Raw genomic sequence first — 20,358 nt, 5'->3', positions numbered from 1 at the left:
CGGGGGTCCGACACCGCGCTACAGCCCCCGGCGCTGCCGCGCGATGTCCGCGAGCACGACACCCGCCGCGACGGACGCATTCAGCGATTCCACCTCGCCGGCCATCGGAATGGACAGCACGTGGTCGCAGGTCTCGCGGACCAGGCGCGAGAGCCCCTTGCCCTCGGACCCGACCACCACGACCACCGGACCCGAGCCGTCGTACGCGTCCAGCGTGGTGTCGCCGCCCGCGTCGAGTCCGACCACCTGGACGCCCTGATCGGCCCAGCTCTTCAACGTGCGGGTCAGGTTGGTCGCGCGGGCGATCGGCAGCCGTGCGGCCGCACCGGCGCTGGTACGCCACGCGACGGCCGTGACGCTGGCGCTGCGCCGCTGCGGGATGACCACACCGTGGCCACCGAACGCGGCGACGGACCGCACGACGGCACCGAGGTTGCGCGGGTCGGAGATGTTGTCCAGCGCCACGAGCAGCGCGGGTTCCTGACGACTCCGGGCCTGCGCCAGCAGGTCGTCGGGATGGGCGTAGCGGTACGGCGGCACCTGCAGGGCGATGCCCTGGTGCATGCCGTTGGCGCTCATCCGGTCGAGGTCGGTGCGGGAGACCTCGAGGATGGAGATGCCGTTGTCCGCGGCGATCTGCACGCTCTCCTTGAGTCGATCGTCCGCCTCGGTGCCCGACGCCACGTACAGCGCGGTGGCCGGCACCCCGGCCCGCAGGCACTCGAGAACCGGGTTGCGGCCGAGCACGTTCTCCGGTCCGTCCTCGGTCTTGCGTACCGGCGGACGTCCACGCCCACCCGACGACGGCCCGCCGGCGTTGGCGGCGGCGCGGGCGCGGCGCGCCGCGGGATGCTTGGTGCGCTCGGACGCGGGAGGCGTCGCGCCGCGACCCTCGAGCCCCTTGCGGCGCTTGCCGCCGGAGCCGACGACCTGGCCCTTCTTGGTTCCCGACTTGCGGACGGCGCCACGTCGAGCCGAATTGCCTGCCATTACTTCTCCACATCCTTCGCCGCGATCGACCACTCGGGGCCGTCGGGGGTGTCGGTGATCTGCACGCCCGCGCCGGCCAGACGGTCCCGGATCCGATCCGCGGTCGCCCAGTCCTTCGCGGCCTTGGCCGTCGCACGCAGGTCGAGGTCGTCGGCCACGAGCGCACCCAGCGCGGCATGCTCCGCCGAGGTGTCGGTGCTGGAACCGCGCCAGTGCGGATCGAGAGGATCGACGCCGAGCACGGCCGCCATGGCGCGTACCGACGACGCCGCGGCGACGGCCGCGGGGAGGTCGCCGGCGGCCAGCGCCGTGTTGCCCTCGCGGCGGAGACGGTGGATCTCCGCGAGGGCGCGCGGGACCGCGAGATCGTCGTCGAGCGCCTCGGCGAACGCGTCCGTCCACGTGCCCACCGGGACGTCGCCGGCGCGCTCGGCGGTGCGGGTGACGAAGGCCTCCACGCTCCGATACGCCGACGCCGCTTCCTGCAGGGCCTCGAACGAGTACTCGAGCATGGACCGGTAGTGCGCGCTGCCGAGGTAGTACCGAAGTTCCTGCGGACGAACGGATTCGAGCATCGTGGGAATCGAGACCACGTTGCCCAGCGACTTCGACATCTTCTCGCCGCTCATCGTGACCCAGCCGTTGTGCAACCAGTACTGGGCGAAATCGCTGCCCGCGCCCCGCGATTGAGCCAGCTCGTTCTCGTGGTGCGGGAACACCAGATCGAGTCCGCCGCAATGGATGTCGAACGCTCGGCCGAGATACGCCTCGGCCATCGCCGAGCACTCGAGGTGCCAGCCCGGGCGGCCCGGCCCCCACGGCGTCGGCCACGACGGCTCACCCGGCTTCGCGGCCTTCCACAGCGTGAAGTCCCGTGGATCCCGCTTGCCCTCGGCGACCGACTCGCCCTGGTGGACGTCGTCGAGCTTGTGCCCGGACAACGCGCCGTAGGCGGCGTAACTCTGCACGTCGAAGTAGACGTCACCGGCGGCGGCGTAGGCGTGTCCCGCGTCGATCAGGCGCTGGATCAGTTCCACCATCTGCGTGACGTGCCCGGTCGCGCGCGGCTCGGCGGACGGCGGAAGCACCCCCAGTGCGTCGTACGCGGAGGTGAACGAGCGCTCGAACGTGGCCGCCCACTCCCACCACGGCCGGCCGGCGGCCGCGGCCTTGGCGAGGATCTTGTCGTCGATGTCGGTGACGTTGCGAACGAAGGCCACGTCGAAACCCGTTGCCGTCAGCCATCTCCGAAGGACGTCGAACGCCACACCGCTCCGAACGTGGCCGATGTGCGGATGTCCCTGCACCGTCGCGCCACACAGGTACACCGAGGCATGTCCGTCGGCCAACGGAACGAAATCCCGTACGGCCCTGGTCGCGGTGTCGTAGAGGCGCAGGGTCACGACGGCCGATTCTACCGGGAAACCGGTCCGTCCAGGACCAGGGCGGTGGCCACGGCCGCGATGCCCTCGCCGCGGCCGGTGAGTCCCAAGCCGTCCGTCGTGGTGGCCGAGACCGACACCGGCGCTCCCAGCACCGCCGAGAGCACCTGCTGCGCCTCCGCGCGTCGGGGGCCGATCTTGGGGCGGTTGCCGATGATCTGGACCGCGGCATTGCCCACCCGGAACCCGTGCTCGAGCAACAGCTCGCGCACGTGCGTGAGCATCGTCGCGCCGCTCACCCCGTCCCACTCGGGCTTGCCCGTGCCGAACACCGAGCCCAGGTCGCCGAGCCCCGCGGCGGACAGCAGCGCATCGCACAGCGCGTGCGCGGCGACATCGCCGTCCGAATGGCCCGAACACCCGTCGGCGTCGTCGAACCGCAGGCCGGCCATCCAGCAGTCTCGGCCCACCTCGATCGGGTGGACGTCCGAACCGATTCCCACGCGCATCTCAGCGACTCTCGCTTCCGACCGGATGCCGTGCCGCGAGCACCGCACGCGCCAGCACCAGGTCCATCGGGGTGGTGATCTTGAAGGCCTCGGGGTGACCGGCGACGGTGGTCACCGGGACGCCCAGCCGCTCGACGAGGCCGGCGTCGTCGGTCGCGTGGTCGGCGGCGGCATGGGCGCGGCGAAGCACGTCGGCGTCGAAGCCCTGCGGCGTCTGCACCGACCGCAGCGACGCGCGGTCGACGGTGCCGGTGACGACGCCGTCCGCATCGACGGACTTCATGGTGTCGACCACCGGGAGGACGGGCACCACGGCGGGCGACCCGGCGATCACGGCGTCGACGACGCGGGCGACGGTCTCGGGCGGCGTCAGACACCGGGCGGCGTCGTGCACCAGGATCACGTCGGCCCGCGCGGCGGCCTGCAGACCGGCGCGCACCGAGTCGGCGCGCTCGGCACCGCCGACGACGACCTCGATCGGCAGATCCCCGGCCGTGCGGGCGCAGATCTCCCGCGTGCGGTCCACCAGCAACTCGGGGACCACGACCACCACATGCGACAGGGCGCCGGAGGCCAGCAGGCCGTCCAGCGCCCAGTCGAGAAGAGTGCGTCCACCCAGGTCCACGAACGCCTTGGGGAGGGTCTCGCCGAGGCGGAGCCCCATCCCCGCAGCCGGGACCAGAGCAGCGACGGACGCCATCAGCGGTACTCGGTGCAGCTCGCGATCAGGAGGCCGCGGCCAGGACCTCGTCGAGAATGGTGTCGGCCTTGACCTGATCCGTTCCCTCGGCCAGAGCCAACTCGCCCACCAGGATCTGACGGGCCTTGGCGAGCATGCGCTTCTCGCCCGCGGACAGACCGCGGTCCTGCTCGCGACGCCACAGATCGCGCACGACCTCCGCGACCTTGTTCACGTCACCCGACGCCAGCTTCTCGAGGTTGGCCTTGTACCGACGCGACCAGTTGGTCGGCTCCTCGGTGTGGGGCGCACGCAGAACCTGGAACACCTTGTCCAGACCCTCCTGGCCCACGACGTCCCGAACACCGACGTACTCGGCGTTGTCGGCCGGGACTCGAACGGTCAGATCACCCTGTGCAACCTTGAGAACGAGGTATTCCTTCTGCTCGCCCTTGATGGTTCGTGTTTCGATAGCTTCGATCAACGCCGCTCCGTGGTGCGGGTAGACGACGGTGTCTCCGACCTTGAAAATCATGTGTTCGTAGCCCCTTTCGATATGGCCAGTTTAACACGCCCTCCGATGGGCTTCCGGCCAACGGTGCAGGTCAGAGCATGCAGGGGGTTTACCGTCGGGGTTGACACCACTTCGGATCCGTGTATCGAGGGGGCCCGGGAGTGCCCCAGCGGGAAACCCGGGGGGTTCGGCTACTACGCTCTCTCGTAGTGGACGCGCAGCGCCGCGTCGGCGAGTATCGGCCGACGGTGCTCATACATGGAGGACGAACCCAGTGACCGCAACGCTTCGCCCCTTCCGCCCGGCTCGCGTCGCGGCCGCCGCCGTGGCCGTCGGTGCCGCCCTGTCGCTGTCCGCGTGCGGCGCCGGACAGATCGCCCAGACCGCGACGCAGGTCGCCGCCATCAACGGCAACGGCGCGGACCAGGCGAACATCCAGTTGCGCAACGTGCACGTGCTCTTCCCCACCAGCTCGGAGTTCCGCCTCGAAGAGGGCGGCCGCGCCGAGTTGGTCTTCACCGCGATCAACACCAGCGCCACCGAGGCCGACCGCCTGGTGTCCATCGAGACCGAGGACGCTGCCGACGTCGTCCTCGAGGGCGCACCCGCGTCCGGCGTCGAGATCGCCCCGCAGGCCTCGGTCACCGGCGGCGTCCCGGCCGGCCAGATCACCGATCCCGAGAGCGACGAGCTCACCGTGATCCTCGAGGACCTGAGCGACCAGGTGCGCCCCGGCCTCACCGTGCCCGCCACCTTCGTCTTCGAGAACGCCGGCGAGGTTCGCGTCGACGTGCCGGTCGACGCGGGCCCGGTCACCCCGCGCGCGGAGTAATCCGCGGTTCCTCGAGCCGGTCCTGTCGGACCGGCCCTCTACTGTGCGTCCCGTGGCCAAGACTCGCACCAGCTATCGCTGTTCTCACTGCTCGCACGTCGTCGCGAAGTGGGTCGGCCGCTGCCCCGAGTGCGAGACCTGGGGTTCGATGGACGAGGTCACGCTCGCCGTCCCGGTGACCGGCCGCGCCGGGTCCAGCGCGGCGAAAGTCGGTGCGGGATCGATGATCCCGACGTCGCCGGCTCGCCGGATGACCGAGATCTCCAGTACGTCGTCGATCGCGCGCCCCACCGGCGTCGCGGAACTCGACCGCGTGCTCGGCGGTGGCATCGTGCCCGGCTCGGTGGTGTTGCTGGCCGGTGAGCCCGGCGTCGGCAAGTCGACGCTGCTGCTCGAGGTCGTCCGACGGTGGGCCGAGCGCAGCCCCGAGGACGTGGCGCTCTACGTCACCGGCGAGGAGTCCGCGGGCCAGGTGCGCCTGCGTGCGGACCGTACCGGGGCGGTCCACGAGCGGGTATTCCTCGCCGCGGAGAACGATCTGGCGACGATCTTCGGCCACGTCGAGCAGGTGTCCCCCACCCTGGTGATCGTCGACTCGGTGCAGACCATGCAGGCGTCGGACGTCGACGGGGTGATCGGCGGCGTCACGCAGGTGCGGGCCATCACGTCGGCGCTCACGTCGCTGGCCAAGGGGCACGGGGTGGCGGTGATCCTGGTCGGCCACGTCACCAAGGACGGCGCGGTGGCCGGACCACGGTCGCTCGAGCACCTCGTGGACGTAGTGCTCCACTTCGAAGGCGACAAGCACTCGACGCTGCGCATGGTCCGCGGGGTGAAGAACCGCTTCGGCGCTGCCGACGAGGTGGGGTGTTTCGAGCTGCGCGAGGGCGGCATCGAGGGCATCGGCGATCCGTCCGGTCTGTTCCTCCACCACCGCTCCGATTCGGTTCCCGGCACGGCGGTGACGGTCACGATGGACGGCAAGCGCGCCCTCCTCGCCGAGGTCCAGGCGTTGGTCGCCCCCACCCAGATGCCGACGCCCCGCCGCGCGGTCAGCGGTCTCGACGCGGCGCGGGTGGCGATGAACCTCGCCGTGCTGGAGCGACGATGCGGCATCAAGGTCGGGAACCACGAGGTCTACGCCGCCACGGTGGGCGGCATGCGGACCACCGAGCCGGTCGTCGATCTCGCGGTCACCCTCGCCGTGGCCTCCGCGGTTCTCGACGTCGCCCTGCCCCCGGACACCGTGGTGCTCGGCGAGGTCGGTTTGGCCGGGGAGGTCCGCCGGGTGTCGGGCGTCGATCGACGGTTGGCCGAGGCCGCGCGCCTCGGCTTCACCCGAGCGGTCGTGCCACGCGACACCGCGGGCGGCGAGCGTCCCACCACCGCGCCCCGCGGGATGCGCCTGCTGCCGGTGGGCACCGTGGCCGAGGCCCTCGCCGCCACGGTTCGCTCACGGCGCGGCCGAGCCGACTCGTCGACGGATGCCGACCGGCCGTCGGACCGTCGCGCGGAGGGCAGCGACAGCGTGGCGGTACCCTGATCGGGAGAAAGCCGGGGTCAGGAGGGAGTGCGGTGACCGAGACCGTGTCCGTTCCTCCGTTCGCGGGCTCGAGCGACGACGATCGACCACGCGTGTCCGCCACCCTGCGGGACGCCATCGCCGACCTCGCGCCGGGCACCGCTCTCCGCGACGGACTAGAACGCATCCTCCGAGGCCGTACCGGCGGCCTCATCGTGTTGGGATACGACGCCGAAGTGGAGTCCATCTGCGACGGCGGCTTCGTGCTCGACGTCGAGTTCGCCCCCACCCGTCTGCGCGAGCTGTCCAAGATGGACGGGGCGGTGGTGCTGTCCACCGACGGGACCCGCATCGTGCGCGCCAACGTGCAGCTCGTGCCGGACCACACCATCCCCACGGTGGAGTCGGGCACCCGGCACCGTGCCGCGGAGCGCACGGCCATTCACACCGGCTATCCCGTGGTGTCGGTGAGCCAGTCGATGAGCATTCTCAGCGTCTACGTCGGTGGGACTCGGCACGTCATCGAGGGGTCCGCGACGATCCTTTCGCGCGCCAATCAGGCCGTCGCCACGCTCGAGCGCTACAAGGCCCGCCTGGACGAGGTGAGCCGTCAGCTCTCCGTCGTCGAGATCGAGGACTCGGTGACCCTCCGCGACGCCCTCACCGTGGCGCAACGACTCGAGATGGTGCGCCGGGTGTCGGTGGAGATCGAGCAGAACGTCCTCGAACTCGGGACGGACGGACGGCAGTTGGCGCTCCAGCTCGAGGAGTTGGTGGGCGACAACGACATCGCGCGTCAACTCGTGGTGCGTGACTACCTGGCCGGAACCGAGCCGCCCACTACGGCCGCCGTGGAGCGAGCACTGGCCGCCCTCGACCGCCTCACCGACGTCGACCTCCTCGACCTGACCGTGCTCGCGCGAGCCCTGGGGTACCCCAACACCATCGAGGCTCTCGACGCGCCGATGAGCCCCCGCGGCTATCGGCTGCTGACCCGCGTTCCCCGGCTGCAGTTCGGTCAGATCCACCGACTGGTGACGTCGTTCGGCACGCTGCAGACCCTGCTCGCGGCCACGGCGGCGGACCTGCAGTCGGTGGAGGGGATCGGTGGGCTCTGGGCCCGCCACATTCGAGAAGGCTTGTCGCGCATGGCCGAAGCCAGCATCTCCGGCCCCTTCGACTGACCCGTCCTGCCCCGCTGCGCAGCGCACCTCGCTCCGCGCGCGCTGCACCACACGACGGATCCCGCTGCGCTGCGCACCGCGAGCGAACTCAGGTGAGGTTGAACGGCTCCGGGGCGCTGCGCAGCTGACCCAGCTGACCCACCACCGAGTAGGCGCCGGCGCCGACGGGTTCGCGGGGCGCGGTGCAGCCCGGCTCGGACGTGGTGCCGGACCACTTCACCGTGAAGGGGGCCTGCTCGCCGGGGCGCAGGGTGCGCAGGTCGGCGGCGCCGGCGGGGAAGCAGTCGGTGTTGGACCAGAGCCGACGCCCCTCGAGGGTGTACACGAGGACCTGCTGCAGCCCCGACCCCAGATCCCGCTCGCACGCAGTGGTTCCGATGTTGGTGACCACGACGGTGAATCCCGGTTCCTGCCCCGCGGCGTACGACGGCTGGTCGGGCGTCGCGCGGACCGCCAGCGAGGAATCGGGGCACTGGCCGGGCGGAACGGGAGTGGACGACGTCGTGGTGGTCGTCGTGGCGCCGCTGGACGATGCGTCGCCGGCCGCGGCGGCCCCACCACCACCGCCGCCGCCCGAACCGCCGGAACCCTGGTTGGATCCGGTGGCCGAGGCGTCGGGGCGGTAGGTGGTGGCAGCGGACGGGGCCAGCGAGGCGGACGCGGCCGCGGACTGCGTGTCCGACGACCCGCCTCCGGTCAGCGAGACGACGAGCCAGACGACGAGCCCGATGACCACCACCGCGCCGCCGATCGCCAGCGCGCGACGGCGCCAGTAGATCTCGGGGGGCAAAGGTCCATTGGGCTCGAGCACATTACAACCGTAGGTGCAGCGCCGCGACGAACAGCGAAACCGGCGCGGCGTGTCGGGGTCCGCCCTTCCCGTCAGGCGTCGGCCGTGGCCCGCCGCTCGAACCCGCCGACGCCGGTCTCCCCGATGTCACCGATCGCGCCCTGGAGCTCGATGCGTCCGTCGGACAGCTTGTAGGTGGCGCCCACGATCGCGAGCGCCCCGGATTCGATGCGGCGCTCGATGATCGGAGAACGCTGCGTGAGCAGGTTGCCGGTCTCGAGGACGTGGCGGGCGACCACCTCGTCGACGCCGTCGATGCCCTCGCGGCGCGCCTCGAGCACCGACGGGGTGACGCGCTCGACGATGTCGCGAATGAATCCGCCCGGCACGGTGCCGGCTTCGAGCGCGTCGATGGTGGCCTTCACGGCGCCGCAGCTGTCGTGACCGAGCACGACGATCAGCGGGGTGTTCAGCACCTCGACGCCGAACTCGATGGAGCCGAGCACCGCGGAGTCGACGACGTGGCCGGCGGTACGCACGACGAACATGTCGCCGAGGCCCTGATCGAAGATGATCTCGGCGGCGACACGGGAATCGGCGCACCCGAAGACGATGGCGGAGGGATGCTGACCGCCGACCAACGATGCGCGGTGGTCGATTCCCTGACTGGGATGCTCGGGGGTGTCGGCGACGAAGCGCCGGTTCCCTTCGACGAGTGCGGTCCAGGCTTCGCGGGGACTCGTGTTCGACATGTTTACAGTGTGACGGACGCATGGGTTACTCGCACGTAGCCATCGGCGCATTCGACACCGCCACTGTCCAGGGGAGGTCTTTCGGTGACCGATTCCGGCCCGTCCGGCGACCTCACGGAGACACTCGTCGACTGGTTCCGTACCGACGCGCGCGACCTGCCGTGGCGTCGTCCCGGGGTCACGGGCTGGCAGATCCTCGTCAGCGAGGTCATGTTGCAGCAGACGCCCGTCGCGCGGGTCGCCCCGATCTGGGAGGACTGGATCGCACGGTGGCCGGTGCCGTCGGCCATGGCGGCCGCCGGACGCGGTGAGGTCCTGCGGGCATGGGGCAAGCTCGGCTACCCACGCCGGGCGATGCGCCTGCACGACTGCGCCGCGGTGCTCGCCGAACAGCACGGTGACCGGACGCCCGAGGACGTCGAGACGCTGTTGACGCTGCCGGGCGTCGGTGCGTACACCGCCCGAGCCGTGGCCTGCTTCGCCTACGGGCAGCGAGTTCCGGTCGTGGACACCAACGTTCGCCGCGTGATCGCCCGCGCGATCCACGGCCGTGCCGATGCCGGGAACCCGAGCACCACCAGGGATCTCGCCGATGCGCAGGCCTTGTTGCCGACGGACGTTCCCACCGCGGTGACGTTCTCGGCCGCGCTGATGGAACTCGGTGCGGTGATCTGCAAGGCCCGGACGCCGGACTGCGCCCGCTGCCCGCTCTCGGAGTGCGCGTGGGTCGCGGCCGGTCGGCCGCCCCTGGAGGGCCCCGCGCGCACGGTGCAGAAGTTCGCCGGGACCGATCGGCAGGTGCGAGGCCTGCTCATGGACGTGTTGCGCGGCAGCGATTCTCCGGTGGCCAAGCCGCGCCTCGACCAGGTGTGGACCGCCGATCCCGGCCAACGGGAGCGGGCCCTCGCGTCCCTGCTCGACGACGGGTTGGTCGAGCAGACGGCGCACGGCGACTTCGCCCTCGCCGGCGAATCCGGATCCTGACGCGCGACACCGGTCAGAGCGATCGAAGAAAATTCGTGACGATTCGCCGGTAGTCCTCGGGTCGGTCGTCGTGGACCAGGTGGCCGGCGCCGGCCACCACCACGTGGGTCGACGACGGCTGCACCGCATGCATTCTCGCCATCTGACCCGACGGTGTCACGGAATGCTCGGCCTCGATCAGCAGCGCCGGGGCGCGGACGGACGTCCACTCCGACCAGAAGTCGCGGCGTCCCCACTCGTCCGCGATCGCCCGGAAGGTCGCCACCTCGCCGTGCAGCCACCAGCCGTCGTCCCGCTGCTCGAACGAGTCGAGAAAGTACCGTCCGGCGACGTCTCCGAACCAGGACCGGACCGCGTCGGCGTCGGGAAACGGCAGCGGCCACGCCTCGATGGACGCCGCCCACCCGGCCGACGTGAGTCCGCGGAAATCGGGTGCCATGTCCTCGACGACCAACGCGCGCACCAGATCCGGACGTCGCGCCGCGAGGCACCACCCGTGCAGCCCGCCCATCGAATGACCGATGACGGTCGCGGGTCCGACGTCGCCCAGCACCTCGACGAGATCGTCGACGAAGTCGTCCGTGGTCGGCGCCGTACGAGAGTCCCGGGGTCCGCGATGCCCCTCGGCGTCGACGACGGACACCTGCCCGACGTCGCGCAGCCAGGGCACCTGACGACGCCAGGTTCGTCCGCTTCCCATGAGCCCGTGCAGCAGCACGATCGGCTCGCCCGTTCCCCCGACGTCGGTCAGTACGGCCACCACGACGCCCACCGTATCGCCGCTCGCGCCGGTAGCCTCGCGGGTATGCCAGTGGTGAAGATCAATGCCATCGAGGTTCCCGACGGCGCGGGGCCGGAACTCGAGAAGCGCTTCGCGGCGCGCGCCGGCGCGGTCGAGGGCTCGCCGGGCTTCCTCGGGTTCCAGCTGCTGCGTCCGGTCAAGGGCGAGGATCGCTATTTCGTCGTCACCCAGTGGGAGGACGAGGAGTCGTTCCAGGCCTGGTCGGGTGGACCCGCCCGCGCCGCCCACTCCGGTGAGCGGGCGAAGCCGGTCGCGTCGGGAGCGTCGTTGCTCGAGTTCGACGTGGTCCTCGACGTGCCCGCCACCCGAACGGGCGACACACCCGGATAACGCGGCGATACCGGGCCTCGGGACGGTCCCGCGGGACGGAATCGCTAGGGTCGACGGCGACATCTCGGTCGGGGCACCCGCCCCGATCTCCCGACGGACGAGGCGGCGCGCATGCGGCTGGCACTATCCCGGAACGGCGCCCGTCGCACGATCGTCGCCGCGGTCGCCGTCGTCACCACCGTCGGCCTGACCGCCTGCGGCAGTGTCGACCCCCTGCTCGAGTCGGGCGCGGCCCGCGGCGGAGCCGACGCCTCCACCGAGCCGGAGCCCGCCGACACCCCGGCCGCCGCGGTCACTCCCGTCGCCGACACCCTGCTCGGCTGGATCACCACGACCGATCCGTCGTCCATCGACCCCGCCGCCGTCGACGCCCTCGCGACACCGGAACTCACCGGTCAGCTGGCCCCCATCGGCGGGTTGCTCGGCCCGATCGCACAGATTCAGCAGAGCGCACCGATCACGGTGACCGACCGCGTCGACGAGGGTGCGCAGTCCACCGTGACCCTGGAGACGGGCCGCGGGACCCCGGTGACCCTGCGACTCGCCGCCGCGGGCGGCCGACTGGCCGGCATCCAGGCGCTGCCCGACACCCCCGACGTGGCGACGTTCGCCGACGTCGACGCCGCGCTGCTCGCGCTGGGTGCCCGGACCTCCTTCACCGTCTCGCGTCTCGACGCCGGACGCTGCACCGCGGTCCACGACCTGAATTCCTCCGAGACGCTCCCCCTCGCGTCCGTCGCCAAGCTGTACGTCCTGGGCGCCGTGGCCCGCGCGGTCGACTCCGGCACGCTGACCTGGGACGAGCCGCTCACGGTCACCGACGCCCGCAAATCGGCGCCCTCGGGACAGCTGCAGCTCGCGCCCGAAGGCACCGTCGTCACCGTGCGCGAGGCCGCGGACGCCATGATCGCGATCAGCGACAACACCGCCACCGACCTGCTGATCGATCGCCTGGGCCGGGCCGCGGTCGAGGCCGAGGTGGCCGCGACGGGCAGTTCCGACGTCGCCGCGCTCACGCCGTTCCTCACCACCCGCGAGTTCTTCCTGCTCGGGTGGGGCCGCCCCGACGGCCGGGCGCAGTGGCGCGACGCGGACGTCGCCGAACGCCGACAGATCCTCGCCGGGCTCGCCGAGCGCACCATCGACAGCAACCCGGTGGACCCGGCGACGGCCGACCTCGACTACGTCGGTATCGCGACGCGACCGGCCACCGCGGACGGCATCGGGTGGTACGCCAACGGGTCCGACCTGTGCGCCGCCCTCGCGTCGCTGGCCGTCGGACCGCAGAACGACGTCGTTCGGCAGATCCTCGCGCAGAACCCGGGCGGGGAGTTCGACCCGACTCGGTGGACCTATGCGGGGTACAAGAACGGCAACGCCCCCGGCGAGGTCGCCGGGGCGTGGCTGCTGACCGACACGGCGGGGCAGGACTGGGTGATCTCGACTCAGCTCGCCTCCGACACCCCGATCGGGCCGCTGGACAACGCCGCCGCGTTCGAGCTGGTGACGCGCAGCAGCGCGTTCCTCTGACACGCGAACGCCCCGCACCACATCGTCGCGATGCGGGCGGGGCGTCGGTGTCGGTGACGGTGACGGTCAGTCGAGCGCGGCGTCCAGCGTGATCTCGACGCCGGTGAGCGCCTTGCTGACCGGGCAGGTGTCCTTGGCGTCCTGCGCGGCCTTGGCGAACCCGTCGGCGTCCAGACCCTCGACCTCACCGCGCACGGTGAGCGCGATGCCCGTCAGCTTGAAGCCCTGAGTGTCCGGTCCGAGGGAGACGTCCGCGCTGACCTCCAGGCTCTGCGGCGTGCCGCCGGCCTCGGCGATGAGGGCCGAGAGCTGCATGGCGTAGCACGACGTGTGGGCCGCGGCGATCAGTTCCTCGGGGCTGGTGGTGCCCCCGGCGTCCTCGGCGGCGCGCTTGGGGAACGAGACGTCGAACGTCCCGGCCTTGCTGCTGGACAACTCCACCTGGCCGGAGCCCTGCTCCAGGGTGCCGTTCCAGGCGGTACGTGCGGTACGAGTAGGCATCTGCGGGTGAACCTTTCGATCGGGTGACAACGGATCCGACGATATCGGGATGCCCGAACGGGCCGTTTTTCACTCCTCCGCAGGACCCGTCCGTCACGCCGGGGGCGGCCCCGCCGCGAGAACGGAGACGACGTTGCCGGACGGGTCGGTGAACCACGCGATGTCGGGTCCACGCCCCCGCATGACACCGTGCTCGTCCTGCGGGAAGCCGTCGTAGCGCAGGAAGTCGACTCCCTTGTCCGCGAGGTCCGCCACGGCGCTCGCAACGTCGGCGACCGGCAGGTTGAGCACCGTGTACTCGGCCGGCACGTGGTCCGGCTTCGGATAGAGCAGCACCGTCGTCCGTCGGTCGATGCGCAGCCAGGCCGTACCCATCTCGGTCGGTAGGACGCGCATGCCCAGCACCTCGCGGTAGAACACGGCGGCCTCCTCGATGTCCCGGACCGCGATCCCGCAGAACGGGGTGGTCGGCGCGCCCATCTGCGCCTCCGCCTCGTCGCTCAGACGGATCAGCTGGATCCAGTTGCCGTCGGGGTCCTGCGCGGTGGCGAACAGGTGGCCGTCACGGTTCTCCAGGGGACTCACCCAGGTGCCACCGAGGTCGTCGATCCGCGCCGCCACGGCCGCCGGGTCGTCGGGCTCGAGGTTGAGGATGGCCCGGGCACCGTCCCGGTTGGGACCGGTGACGTCGTCACGCTTGTCGAACATGACGAAGAATCCGTCGAGATCGAGCACGGCGTACGGCCCCATCTCGCGGTACACGGGCGCGTCGAACACGGCGCCGTACCACTCGGCGAGCGCGTCGGGGTTCTCGCTGGACAGAAGCATGCTGTTCACGGTTGCGGTAGCCATACCCGTACCGACTCGGGTGGTGCGGGGAACTCATCGCACCACCGCCCCGCCTGCTGTCCCGTCACCGACACCCGAGAACGACGAACGGGCCGCACCTCCGACGAGGTGCGGCCCGTTCTCGTGGTTCCTATTCCGAGCTCTCGCCCGACTTCGCCAGATCCACCGTGAGGTCGTCCGGAAGCGTGATCGGCTTCTTCTCGCCTCGGAAGGTGAACACGGCGTCCTCGCCTTGGCCTTCGCCGTCCCAGTTGTCGACGTCCACCAGCACGATCTGACCGGGCTCGACCTCGCCGAAGAGGATCTTCTCCGACAGCTGGTCCTCGATCTCGCGCTGGATGGTCCGACGCAACGGGCGGGCACCGAGGACCGGGTCGAAGCCGCGCTTGGCCAGCAGCGACTTGGCCTTGTCGGTGACCTCGATGGCCATGTCCTTGTTCTTCAGCGCCACCTCCACGCGGCCCAGCATGAGGTCGACCATGCGAATGATCTCGTCCTGCGTGAGCTGGTGGAACACGACGATGTCGTCGATGCGGTTGAGGAACTCGGGCCGGAAGTGCTTCTTCAGCTCGTCGTGCACCTTGAGCTTCATGCGCTCGTAGTTCGAGCTGTTTCCCTCACCCGAGCTGAAGCCGAGGCCGACGGCCTTGGAGATGTCCGACGTGCCGAGGTTCGAGGTGAAGATCAGCACGGTGTTCTTGAAGTCGACCGTGCGTCCCTGACCGTCGGTGAGACGGCCGTCCTCGAGAACCTGCAGGAGGGTGTTGTAGATCTCCTGGTGGGCCTTCTCGATCTCGTCGAACAACACCACGGAGAACGGCTTGCGGCGCACCTTCTCGGTGAGCTGCCCGCCCTCTTCGTAACCCACGTATCCGGGAGGCGCACCGAACAGACGCGAGGCGGTGAACCGGTCGTGGAACTCGCCCATGTCGATCTGGATGAGCGCGTCGTCCTCGCCGAAGAGGAAGTTCGCCAGCGCCTTCGACAGCTCGGTCTTACCGACACCCGAGGGGCCGGCGAAGATGAACGAGCCCGACGGACGCTTCGGGTCCTTCAACCCGGCGCGCGTGCGACGGATGGCCTTGGACACGGCCTTGACGGCCTCGACCTGACCGATGATGCGCTTGTGGAGTTCGTCCTCCATGCGCAGCAGGCGGGTGGTCTCCTCCTCGGTCAACTTGAACACCGGGATGCCGGTCCAGTTGCCCAGGACCTCGGCGATCTCGTTGTCGTCGACCTCGGCGATGACGTCCAGGTCACCGGACCGCCACTGCTTCTCGCGCTCGGCGCGCTGAGCGACGAGCTGCTTCTCCTTGTCGCGCAGATTCGCGGCCTTCTCGAAGTCCTGCGCGTCGATCGCGGACTCCTTCTCCCGACGCGCGTCGGCGATCTTGTCGTCGAACTCGCGCAGGTCCGGCGGCGCGGTCATCCGGCGGATGCGCATGCGCGCGCCCGCCTCGTCGATGAGGTCGATCGCCTTGTCCGGCAGGAACCGGTCGTTGATGTACCGATCCGCGAGGGTGGCGGCGGCGACCAACGCGCTGTCGGTGATGGAGACGCGGTGGTGCGCCTCGTACCGGTCGCGCAGACCCTTGAGGATCTCGATGGTGTGGTCGACGGACGGCTCGCCCACCTGAACCGGCTGGAAACGACGCTCGAGCGCCGCGTCCTTCTCGATGTACTTGCGGTACTCGTCGAGCGTGGTGGCGCCGATGGTCTGCAGCTCGCCACGAGCCAGCTTCGGCTTGAGGATCGACGCGGCGTCGATCGCGCCCTCGGCGGCACCCGCGCCGACGAGCGTGTGCAGCTCGTCGATGAACAGGATGATGTCGCCGCGAGTGTTGATCTCCTTGAGCACCTTCTTCAGGCGCTCTTCGAAGTCACCGCGGTACCGGCTGCCGGCGACCAACGACCCGAGGTCGAGGGTGTACAGCTGCTTGTCCTTCAGCGTCTCGGGGACCTCGCCGTTGACGATGGCCTGCGCGAGACCCTCGACGACGGCGGTCTTGCCGACGCCGGGCTCACCGATGAGCACCGGGTTGTTCTTAGTGCGGCGGCTCAGCACCTGCATCACGCGCTCGATCTCCTTCGAGCGCCCGATGACCGGATCGAGCTTGCCCTCGAGGGCTGCCTGCGTCAGGTTCCGACCGAACTGGTCGAGCACCAGCGACGTGGACGGCGTACCGGCCTCGCCGCGGCCGCCGGTTCCCGACTCACTGGGCTCCTTGCCCTGGTAGCCGGACAGCAGCTGGATGACCTGCTGGCGCACGCGGTTGAGATCGGCTCCCAGCTTCACCAGAACCTGGGCGGCGACGCCCTCGCCCTCGCGAATGAGGCCGAGCAGGATGTGCTCGGTGCCGATGTAGTTGTGTCCGAGCTGCAGCGCCTCGCGGAGGCTGAGCTCGAGGACCTTCTTGGCACGGGGCGTGAACGGGATGTGCCCGGAGGGTGCCTGCTGGCCCTGGCCGATGATCTCCTCGACCTGGCTGCGGACACCTTCGAGGGAGATCCCGAGCGACTCCAGGGACTTCGCCGCCACACCTTCACCCTCGTGGATGAGGCCCAGCAGGATGTGTTCCGTGCCGATGTAGTTGTGGTTGAGCATCCGGGCCTCTTCTTGGGCCAGGACGACGACGCGCCGCGCGCGGTCGGTGAACCTCTCGAACATCGCTCTCCCTCACACTCATGGCGGGCAGGTTCCGACGCTCTGGTGCATCGAACCCCGGTCCCCCACGACTCACTCTAGTTGTCGTGACCGGGAGGGTGCCGATCAGCGGGGAAGTTCCGCCGACGGCGAACGACGCGCGTTCCGCACTCGCCCGAGACCGCCGGCGACGATCCACCCCGCGGCGAACCCTCGTACCGAGCACAACGCACGAGGCGGGCGGTTCGTTACCGATCGGCGGGCACGACCTCGCTCGTGACCGTCCGCCCACAGCGAACGGTCACGACGCGCATTCGTGACCGCGAATAAAGAATGTGTCGAAAGATTGGAGTCGGTGTCATTCGTTCGAATGACGAGCGACACCGAGACTCATTCCGGTCGACCGATCAGTTCCGTCGTTCCCAGGCGCGCACGATCTCCGACGAAATGCGGCCCCGCTCGCTGATCTCGAAACCCTGCTCCTTGGCCCATTCCCGAATCGCCGCGCTGCGGGCGCGATCCGCCGCACCGCGCGGACGCGACCGTCCCGCCGTCGGCGCCGTTCCGGGTTCCGAGCTTCCTCGCGACGTCACCCGACGGGCGTGGTGGATCCACTTGTCCATGTGCTCTCGCAGGTCGGCTGCGTTGCGCTCGGACAGATCGATCTCGTACCAGGTGCCGTCCAACCCGATCGAAACCGTCTCGTCGGCCGGGACGTCGTCCATGTCGTCCACCAACGTGACAGTGACCTTTTTGACCATTCTCACATTCCCCCGATCCCGACCACGGCGGCTTTGTGTACCGTGCCCACCCATATTACGCGAAAAGCCCGATCGACGGCACCTCTCGGACCGGAAAGCCCGTTTCGAGTCAGTTCCGTCCGCGGTCCGGACGAACGAGTGGGAAGAGGATGGTCTCGCGAATACCGTGCCCCGTGAGAGCCATCAACAGTCGGTCGATCCCCATTCCGGTACCCGTGGTGGGCGGCATTCCGTACTCCATCGCGGCCAGGAAGTCCTCGTCGAGCACCATCGCCTCGTCGTCGCCGGCCGAGGCCAACCGTGCCTGGTCCGCGAAGCGCTCCCGCTGCACCACCGGGTCGACCAGCTCGGAATACCCGGTCGCGAGCTCGAATCCGCGAACGTAGAGGTCCCACTTCTCGACGACGCCCGGCGTCGATCGATGCGCGCGGACCAGCGGCGACGTCTCGACGGGAAAGTCGCGAACGAACGTCGGGACCGTCAACTGGTCGCGGCAGCTGTGCTCCCACAGCTCCTCGACGAGCTTGCCGTGGCCCCACCCCTTGCCCTCCGGCACGTCGAGACCGACCCGGTCGGCCAGGGCTCGCAGCTCGTCGACGGTCGTCTCGGGAGTCACCGAGACCCCGACCGCCTCGGACAACGACGGGTACATCTCGATGGCCCGCCACTCACCGGCGAAGTCGTACTCGGTCCCGTCGGCGAGGGTGACCTGGAGGCCGCCGTACACCGCCTGCACCACTTCCTGGATCAACTCGCGGGTCATGACCGCCGAGTCGTCGTACGTGCCGTAGGCCTCGTAGGTCTCGAGCATCGCGAACTCCGGCGAGTGCGTGGAATCCACACCCTCGTTGCGGAAGTTCCGATTGATCTCGAAGACCCGGTCGATGCCGCCGACCACCGCGCGCTTGAGGAAGAGTTCCGGCGCGATACGGAGGTACAGGTCGATGTCGAGCGCGTTCGAGTGCGTCACGAAGGGCCGCGCCGCGGCCCCGCCGTGGAGCGTCTGCAGCATCGGAGTCTCGATCTCGAGGAAGCCCCGCCGTTCGAGGCCGTCCCGCAGCGCACGCAGCGCCCGGACTCGCCGCCGCGCGTTCTCCCGAGCCTCCGGCCGAACGATGAGGTCGACGTAACGCTGGCGAACCCGCGACTCCTCGGACATGTCCTTGTGCGCGACCGGCAAGGGTCGCAACGACTTCGACGCCATCGCCCATCGATCCGCCATCACGGACAGCTCTCCGCGCCGAGACGAGATCACCTCGCCGCCGACGAACACGATGTCGCCGAGATCCACGTCCGACTTCCACTGCGCCAGCTCGTTCTCGCCGACTCCGGCCAGCGAGATCATCGCCTGCAGCTGGGTCCCGTCACCGTCCTGCAGGGTCGCGAAGCACAGCTTTCCGGTGTTGCGCAGGAAGATGACACGGCCCGCCACCCCCACCCGGTCACCCGTGTGGGTGTCGGGCGCGAGGTCCGGATGCGACGCGCGCACCTCGGCGAGCGAGTGGGTGCGGTCCACGGACACCGGATACGCCTCCCGCCCGGACTCCAGCAGGCGCGTGCGCTTCTCGCGACGGATGCGCAACTGCTCCGGGGTGTCGTCGGGCGCGGGGGTCGGCTGTGCGTCGGTCACGGACGTCCAGCCTAGTGCGCCGGTCACCCGGCCTAGTGCGCGACCAGCGCACGCCCCTCCCGGATGCAATGCCGCGCCCGGCCGACGACGCCCAGCAAGCCGGCCGCACGGATCGCCCGGTACCCGCCGACGACGTCCGTCGCTCGGTGCAGACCGAGCTCCTGCAGCGCGGCGGCGGCGAGCGACGAGGTGTACCCCTCCGAGCACAACACGATCCACTCGACGTCGTGATCGACCGCCGCCGCGAGGCGTGCGGAGGACAACGGGTCGAGGCGCCACTCCAGGACGTTGCGTTCGACGGCGAGCGCACCGGGCATCGTGCCCTCCGCGGCGCGCTGCGCCTGCGGCCTGATGTCCACCAGAATCGCCCCGCGGGCGACGGCCGCGGGCAGATCCTCCACCGGCATGCGGCGGTACGTCGCGCGGGCCCGCTCGAGCATCTCGTCGATGGTCATCACGCGGTCCCCTCCGGCACGTCGGTGAGTTCGGTGCGCGTGCGGCGCAGGCCGCCGCCGGCTCCGATGTCGTAGTACGACATCGCCGTGAGCGGCGGTGAGTAGGCGTGCACGCTGAGGGTCGGGGAGAACTGCGCTGCGGGGGACCCCTCGTCCGTCGGTGCGTGCGTCACGTCGTGCACCCATCCGAGCGGGAACGACGCCTGGTCGCCGGCACCAAGTAGCCTGTGCTGCAACGCGGTTCCGTTCCAGCGGTACTCGCTCAGCGCACCGGAGAGCACGGTCAACGCGCCCAGGGACCCGGCATGGTCGTGCAGTTCGGTCGACCGGTCGGGGACCCAACTGATGAGCCACAGGTCGACGATGTCGTCGGAATGGATGCGCGCGGACCACCGCTCGTCGAGCGGGAAACCGCCCACGGGCAGCAGCGCGTCGTGACGCCCGTCGAGGACGTCGGCGGCGCTCTGATCGGTCAACCGGAGCAGGTCCGCCGGCCGCAGCGAGGTGGGCGCCACCGTGGTCGGCATCGCGGCGGGGGCACTTGCACCGGGCCGAGACGAGGCCGAGCGGGTGAGGGAACGACGAGAAGAGGTGCGCGTACGCGCAGGAAGGGACAGCACAGCGGAACTCCAGGGAGGTGTGACGACGAGTCGGGGCAGACGTCAGCCCCGACAACACTCCCGGTTCGCGCAGTAGGTCACGGCGACAAGTGTGGCAG

General features: G+C 70.1%; 21 protein-coding genes. 6 read left to right on the top strand and 15 right to left on the bottom strand.

Features of this window, described 5'->3' with window-relative positions; all coding sequences use genetic code 11:
• Positions 1-18: 18 nt before the first annotated feature.
• The 5 genes from rlmB to carD are packed head-to-tail and all read right to left on the bottom strand — an operon-like array spanning position 19 to position 4,095.
• A complete protein-coding gene (gene rlmB / locus RC2_RS00395; RefSeq protein WP_068149215.1) occupies positions 19-990 on the bottom strand; it encodes a 23S rRNA (guanosine(2251)-2'-O)-methyltransferase RlmB in 972 nt (323 codons plus the stop codon).
• On the bottom strand, positions 990-2,393 hold the full coding sequence (gene cysS / locus RC2_RS00390) for a cysteine--tRNA ligase (protein WP_068149218.1): 1,404 nt from the start codon (positions 2,391-2,393) through the stop codon (positions 990-992). Before cysS ends, rlmB begins: the two co-directional genes overlap by 1 nt.
• Before the next feature lie 11 nt (positions 2,394-2,404).
• Complete coding sequence (gene ispF / locus RC2_RS00385; RefSeq protein WP_068149220.1) at positions 2,405-2,881, bottom strand: 2-C-methyl-D-erythritol 2,4-cyclodiphosphate synthase; 477 nt, start codon at positions 2,879-2,881, stop codon at positions 2,405-2,407.
• A gap of 1 nt (position 2,882) precedes the next feature.
• Positions 2,883-3,581, bottom strand: a complete 699-nt coding sequence (gene ispD / locus RC2_RS00380; protein ID WP_068149223.1) for a 2-C-methyl-D-erythritol 4-phosphate cytidylyltransferase — start codon at positions 3,579-3,581, stop codon at positions 2,883-2,885.
• Positions 3,582-3,606: 25 nt separating this feature from the next.
• On the bottom strand, positions 3,607-4,095 hold the full coding sequence (gene carD, locus RC2_RS00375; protein WP_068103613.1) for an RNA polymerase-binding transcription factor CarD: 489 nt from the start codon (positions 4,093-4,095) through the stop codon (positions 3,607-3,609).
• A 253-nt stretch (positions 4,096-4,348) separates the two neighbouring features.
• Between carD and RC2_RS00370 the strand changes: the two genes are divergently transcribed.
• The 3 genes from RC2_RS00370 to disA all read left to right on the top strand — a co-directional run bounded on the left by RC2_RS00370 (position 4,349) and on the right by disA (position 7,612).
• Positions 4,349-4,906 carry a copper chaperone PCu(A)C domain-containing protein gene (locus RC2_RS00370; RefSeq protein WP_068149225.1) on the top strand — a complete coding sequence of 186 codons (558 nt, stop codon included), beginning with the start codon at positions 4,349-4,351 and terminating at the stop codon, positions 4,904-4,906.
• 52 nt (positions 4,907-4,958) lie between these two features.
• The gene (radA, locus tag RC2_RS00365) at positions 4,959-6,449 is read left to right on the top strand and encodes a DNA repair protein RadA (protein WP_082895551.1); all 1,491 of its coding nucleotides are present in this window, start codon (positions 4,959-4,961) and stop codon (positions 6,447-6,449) included.
• Between the two features lie 92 nt (positions 6,450-6,541).
• The gene (gene disA / locus RC2_RS00360) at positions 6,542-7,612 is read left to right on the top strand and encodes a DNA integrity scanning diadenylate cyclase DisA (RefSeq protein WP_068149366.1); all 1,071 of its coding nucleotides are present in this window, start codon (positions 6,542-6,544) and stop codon (positions 7,610-7,612) included.
• A gap of 88 nt (positions 7,613-7,700) precedes the next feature.
• On the opposite strand, the gene RC2_RS00355 is transcribed toward disA, so the two are convergent.
• Positions 7,701-8,423, bottom strand: coding sequence for a hypothetical protein (locus RC2_RS00355; RefSeq protein WP_068149226.1), 723 nt, complete (start codon positions 8,421-8,423; stop codon positions 7,701-7,703).
• Between the two features lie 71 nt (positions 8,424-8,494).
• Positions 8,495-9,154, bottom strand: coding sequence for a carbonic anhydrase (locus tag RC2_RS00350; RefSeq protein ID WP_068149227.1), 660 nt, complete (start codon positions 9,152-9,154; stop codon positions 8,495-8,497).
• Positions 9,155-9,238: 84 nt separating this feature from the next.
• Here RC2_RS00350 and RC2_RS00345 point away from each other — a divergent pair, with 84 nt between their 5' ends.
• A complete protein-coding gene (locus RC2_RS00345) occupies positions 9,239-10,138 on the top strand; it encodes an HhH-GPD family protein (RefSeq protein ID WP_068149228.1) in 900 nt (299 codons plus the stop codon).
• Between the two features lie 13 nt (positions 10,139-10,151).
• Here RC2_RS00345 and RC2_RS00340 read toward each other — a convergent pair whose 3' ends face one another.
• Positions 10,152-10,901, bottom strand: a complete 750-nt coding sequence (locus RC2_RS00340; RefSeq protein WP_072680924.1) for an alpha/beta fold hydrolase — start codon at positions 10,899-10,901, stop codon at positions 10,152-10,154.
• 42 nt (positions 10,902-10,943) lie between these two features.
• Between RC2_RS00340 and mhuD the strand changes: the two genes are divergently transcribed.
• Both mhuD and RC2_RS00330 read left to right on the top strand, forming a co-directional pair.
• Positions 10,944-11,270 carry a mycobilin-forming heme oxygenase MhuD gene (gene mhuD / locus RC2_RS00335; protein ID WP_068149236.1) on the top strand — a complete coding sequence of 109 codons (327 nt, stop codon included), beginning with the start codon at positions 10,944-10,946 and terminating at the stop codon, positions 11,268-11,270.
• Between the two features lie 111 nt (positions 11,271-11,381).
• On the top strand, positions 11,382-12,800 hold the full coding sequence (locus tag RC2_RS00330; RefSeq protein WP_068149239.1) for a serine hydrolase: 1,419 nt from the start codon (positions 11,382-11,384) through the stop codon (positions 12,798-12,800).
• A gap of 66 nt (positions 12,801-12,866) precedes the next feature.
• On the opposite strand, the gene RC2_RS00325 is transcribed toward RC2_RS00330, so the two are convergent.
• The 7 genes from RC2_RS00325 to RC2_RS00295 form a co-directional block, all read right to left on the bottom strand.
• Positions 12,867-13,301: an OsmC family peroxiredoxin gene (locus RC2_RS00325; RefSeq protein ID WP_068149241.1), complete on the bottom strand. Its 435-nt coding sequence runs from the start codon at positions 13,299-13,301 to the stop codon at positions 12,867-12,869.
• 93 nt (positions 13,302-13,394) lie between these two features.
• The gene (locus RC2_RS00320; RefSeq protein WP_068149243.1) at positions 13,395-14,153 is read right to left on the bottom strand and encodes a VOC family protein; all 759 of its coding nucleotides are present in this window, start codon (positions 14,151-14,153) and stop codon (positions 13,395-13,397) included.
• A gap of 127 nt (positions 14,154-14,280) precedes the next feature.
• Positions 14,281-16,818: an ATP-dependent Clp protease ATP-binding subunit gene (locus tag RC2_RS00315; protein ID WP_068149245.1), complete on the bottom strand. Its 2,538-nt coding sequence runs from the start codon at positions 16,816-16,818 to the stop codon at positions 14,281-14,283.
• 383 nt (positions 16,819-17,201) lie between these two features.
• Positions 17,202-17,555: a histone-like nucleoid-structuring protein Lsr2 gene (locus tag RC2_RS00310; protein ID WP_068149249.1), complete on the bottom strand. Its 354-nt coding sequence runs from the start codon at positions 17,553-17,555 to the stop codon at positions 17,202-17,204.
• Positions 17,556-17,664: 109 nt separating this feature from the next.
• Positions 17,665-19,185 carry a lysine--tRNA ligase gene (gene lysS / locus RC2_RS00305; protein WP_068149251.1) on the bottom strand — a complete coding sequence of 507 codons (1,521 nt, stop codon included), beginning with the start codon at positions 19,183-19,185 and terminating at the stop codon, positions 17,665-17,667.
• A gap of 32 nt (positions 19,186-19,217) precedes the next feature.
• Positions 19,218-19,640, bottom strand: coding sequence for a rhodanese-like domain-containing protein (locus tag RC2_RS00300; RefSeq protein WP_068149253.1), 423 nt, complete (start codon positions 19,638-19,640; stop codon positions 19,218-19,220).
• Positions 19,640-20,167 carry a cysteine dioxygenase gene (locus tag RC2_RS00295; protein ID WP_068149255.1) on the bottom strand — a complete coding sequence of 176 codons (528 nt, stop codon included), beginning with the start codon at positions 20,165-20,167 and terminating at the stop codon, positions 19,640-19,642. The genes RC2_RS00300 and RC2_RS00295 overlap by 1 nt, the downstream gene beginning before the upstream one ends.
• Positions 20,168-20,358: the final 191 nt, after the last annotated feature.

Origin of the sequence: Rhodococcoides corynebacterioides NBRC 14404 (genome assembly GCF_001894765.1) — a bacterium.
In the GTDB taxonomy this organism is placed as follows: Bacteria; Actinomycetota; Actinomycetes; order Mycobacteriales; family Mycobacteriaceae; genus Rhodococcoides; species Rhodococcoides corynebacterioides.
The sequence above is the reverse complement of the archived record's forward strand: the minus strand, read 5'-3'. Positions and strand labels throughout refer to the sequence as shown.

Bases quoted from the DNA above. Each gene is read 5' to 3' on its own strand.
- rlmB (WP_068149215.1), bottom strand. From the start codon at position 990: ATGGCAGGCAATTCGGCTCGACGTGGCGCCGTCCGCAAGTCGGGAACC.
- ispF (WP_068149220.1), bottom strand. From the start codon at position 2,881: ATGCGCGTGGGAATCGGTTCGGACGTCCACCCGATCGAGGTGGGCCGA.
- ispD (WP_068149223.1), bottom strand. From the start codon at position 3,581: ATGGCGTCCGTCGCTGCTCTGGTCCCGGCTGCGGGGATGGGGCTCCGC.
- carD (WP_068103613.1), bottom strand. From the start codon at position 4,095: ATGATTTTCAAGGTCGGAGACACCGTCGTCTACCCGCACCACGGAGCG.
- RC2_RS00350 (WP_068149227.1), bottom strand. From the start codon at position 9,154: ATGTCGAACACGAGTCCCCGCGAAGCCTGGACCGCACTCGTCGAAGGG.
- mhuD (WP_068149236.1), top strand. From the start codon at position 10,944: ATGCCAGTGGTGAAGATCAATGCCATCGAGGTTCCCGACGGCGCGGGG.
- RC2_RS00330 (WP_068149239.1), top strand. From the start codon at position 11,382: ATGCGGCTGGCACTATCCCGGAACGGCGCCCGTCGCACGATCGTCGCC.
- RC2_RS00325 (WP_068149241.1), bottom strand. From the start codon at position 13,301: ATGCCTACTCGTACCGCACGTACCGCCTGGAACGGCACCCTGGAGCAG.
- RC2_RS00320 (WP_068149243.1), bottom strand. From the start codon at position 14,153: ATGGCTACCGCAACCGTGAACAGCATGCTTCTGTCCAGCGAGAACCCC.
- RC2_RS00315 (WP_068149245.1), bottom strand. From the start codon at position 16,818: ATGTTCGAGAGGTTCACCGACCGCGCGCGGCGCGTCGTCGTCCTGGCC.
- RC2_RS00310 (WP_068149249.1), bottom strand. From the start codon at position 17,555: ATGGTCAAAAAGGTCACTGTCACGTTGGTGGACGACATGGACGACGTC.
- RC2_RS00300 (WP_068149253.1), bottom strand. From the start codon at position 19,640: ATGACCATCGACGAGATGCTCGAGCGGGCCCGCGCGACGTACCGCCGC.
- RC2_RS00295 (WP_068149255.1), bottom strand. From the start codon at position 20,167: ATGCCGACCACGGTGGCGCCCACCTCGCTGCGGCCGGCGGACCTGCTC.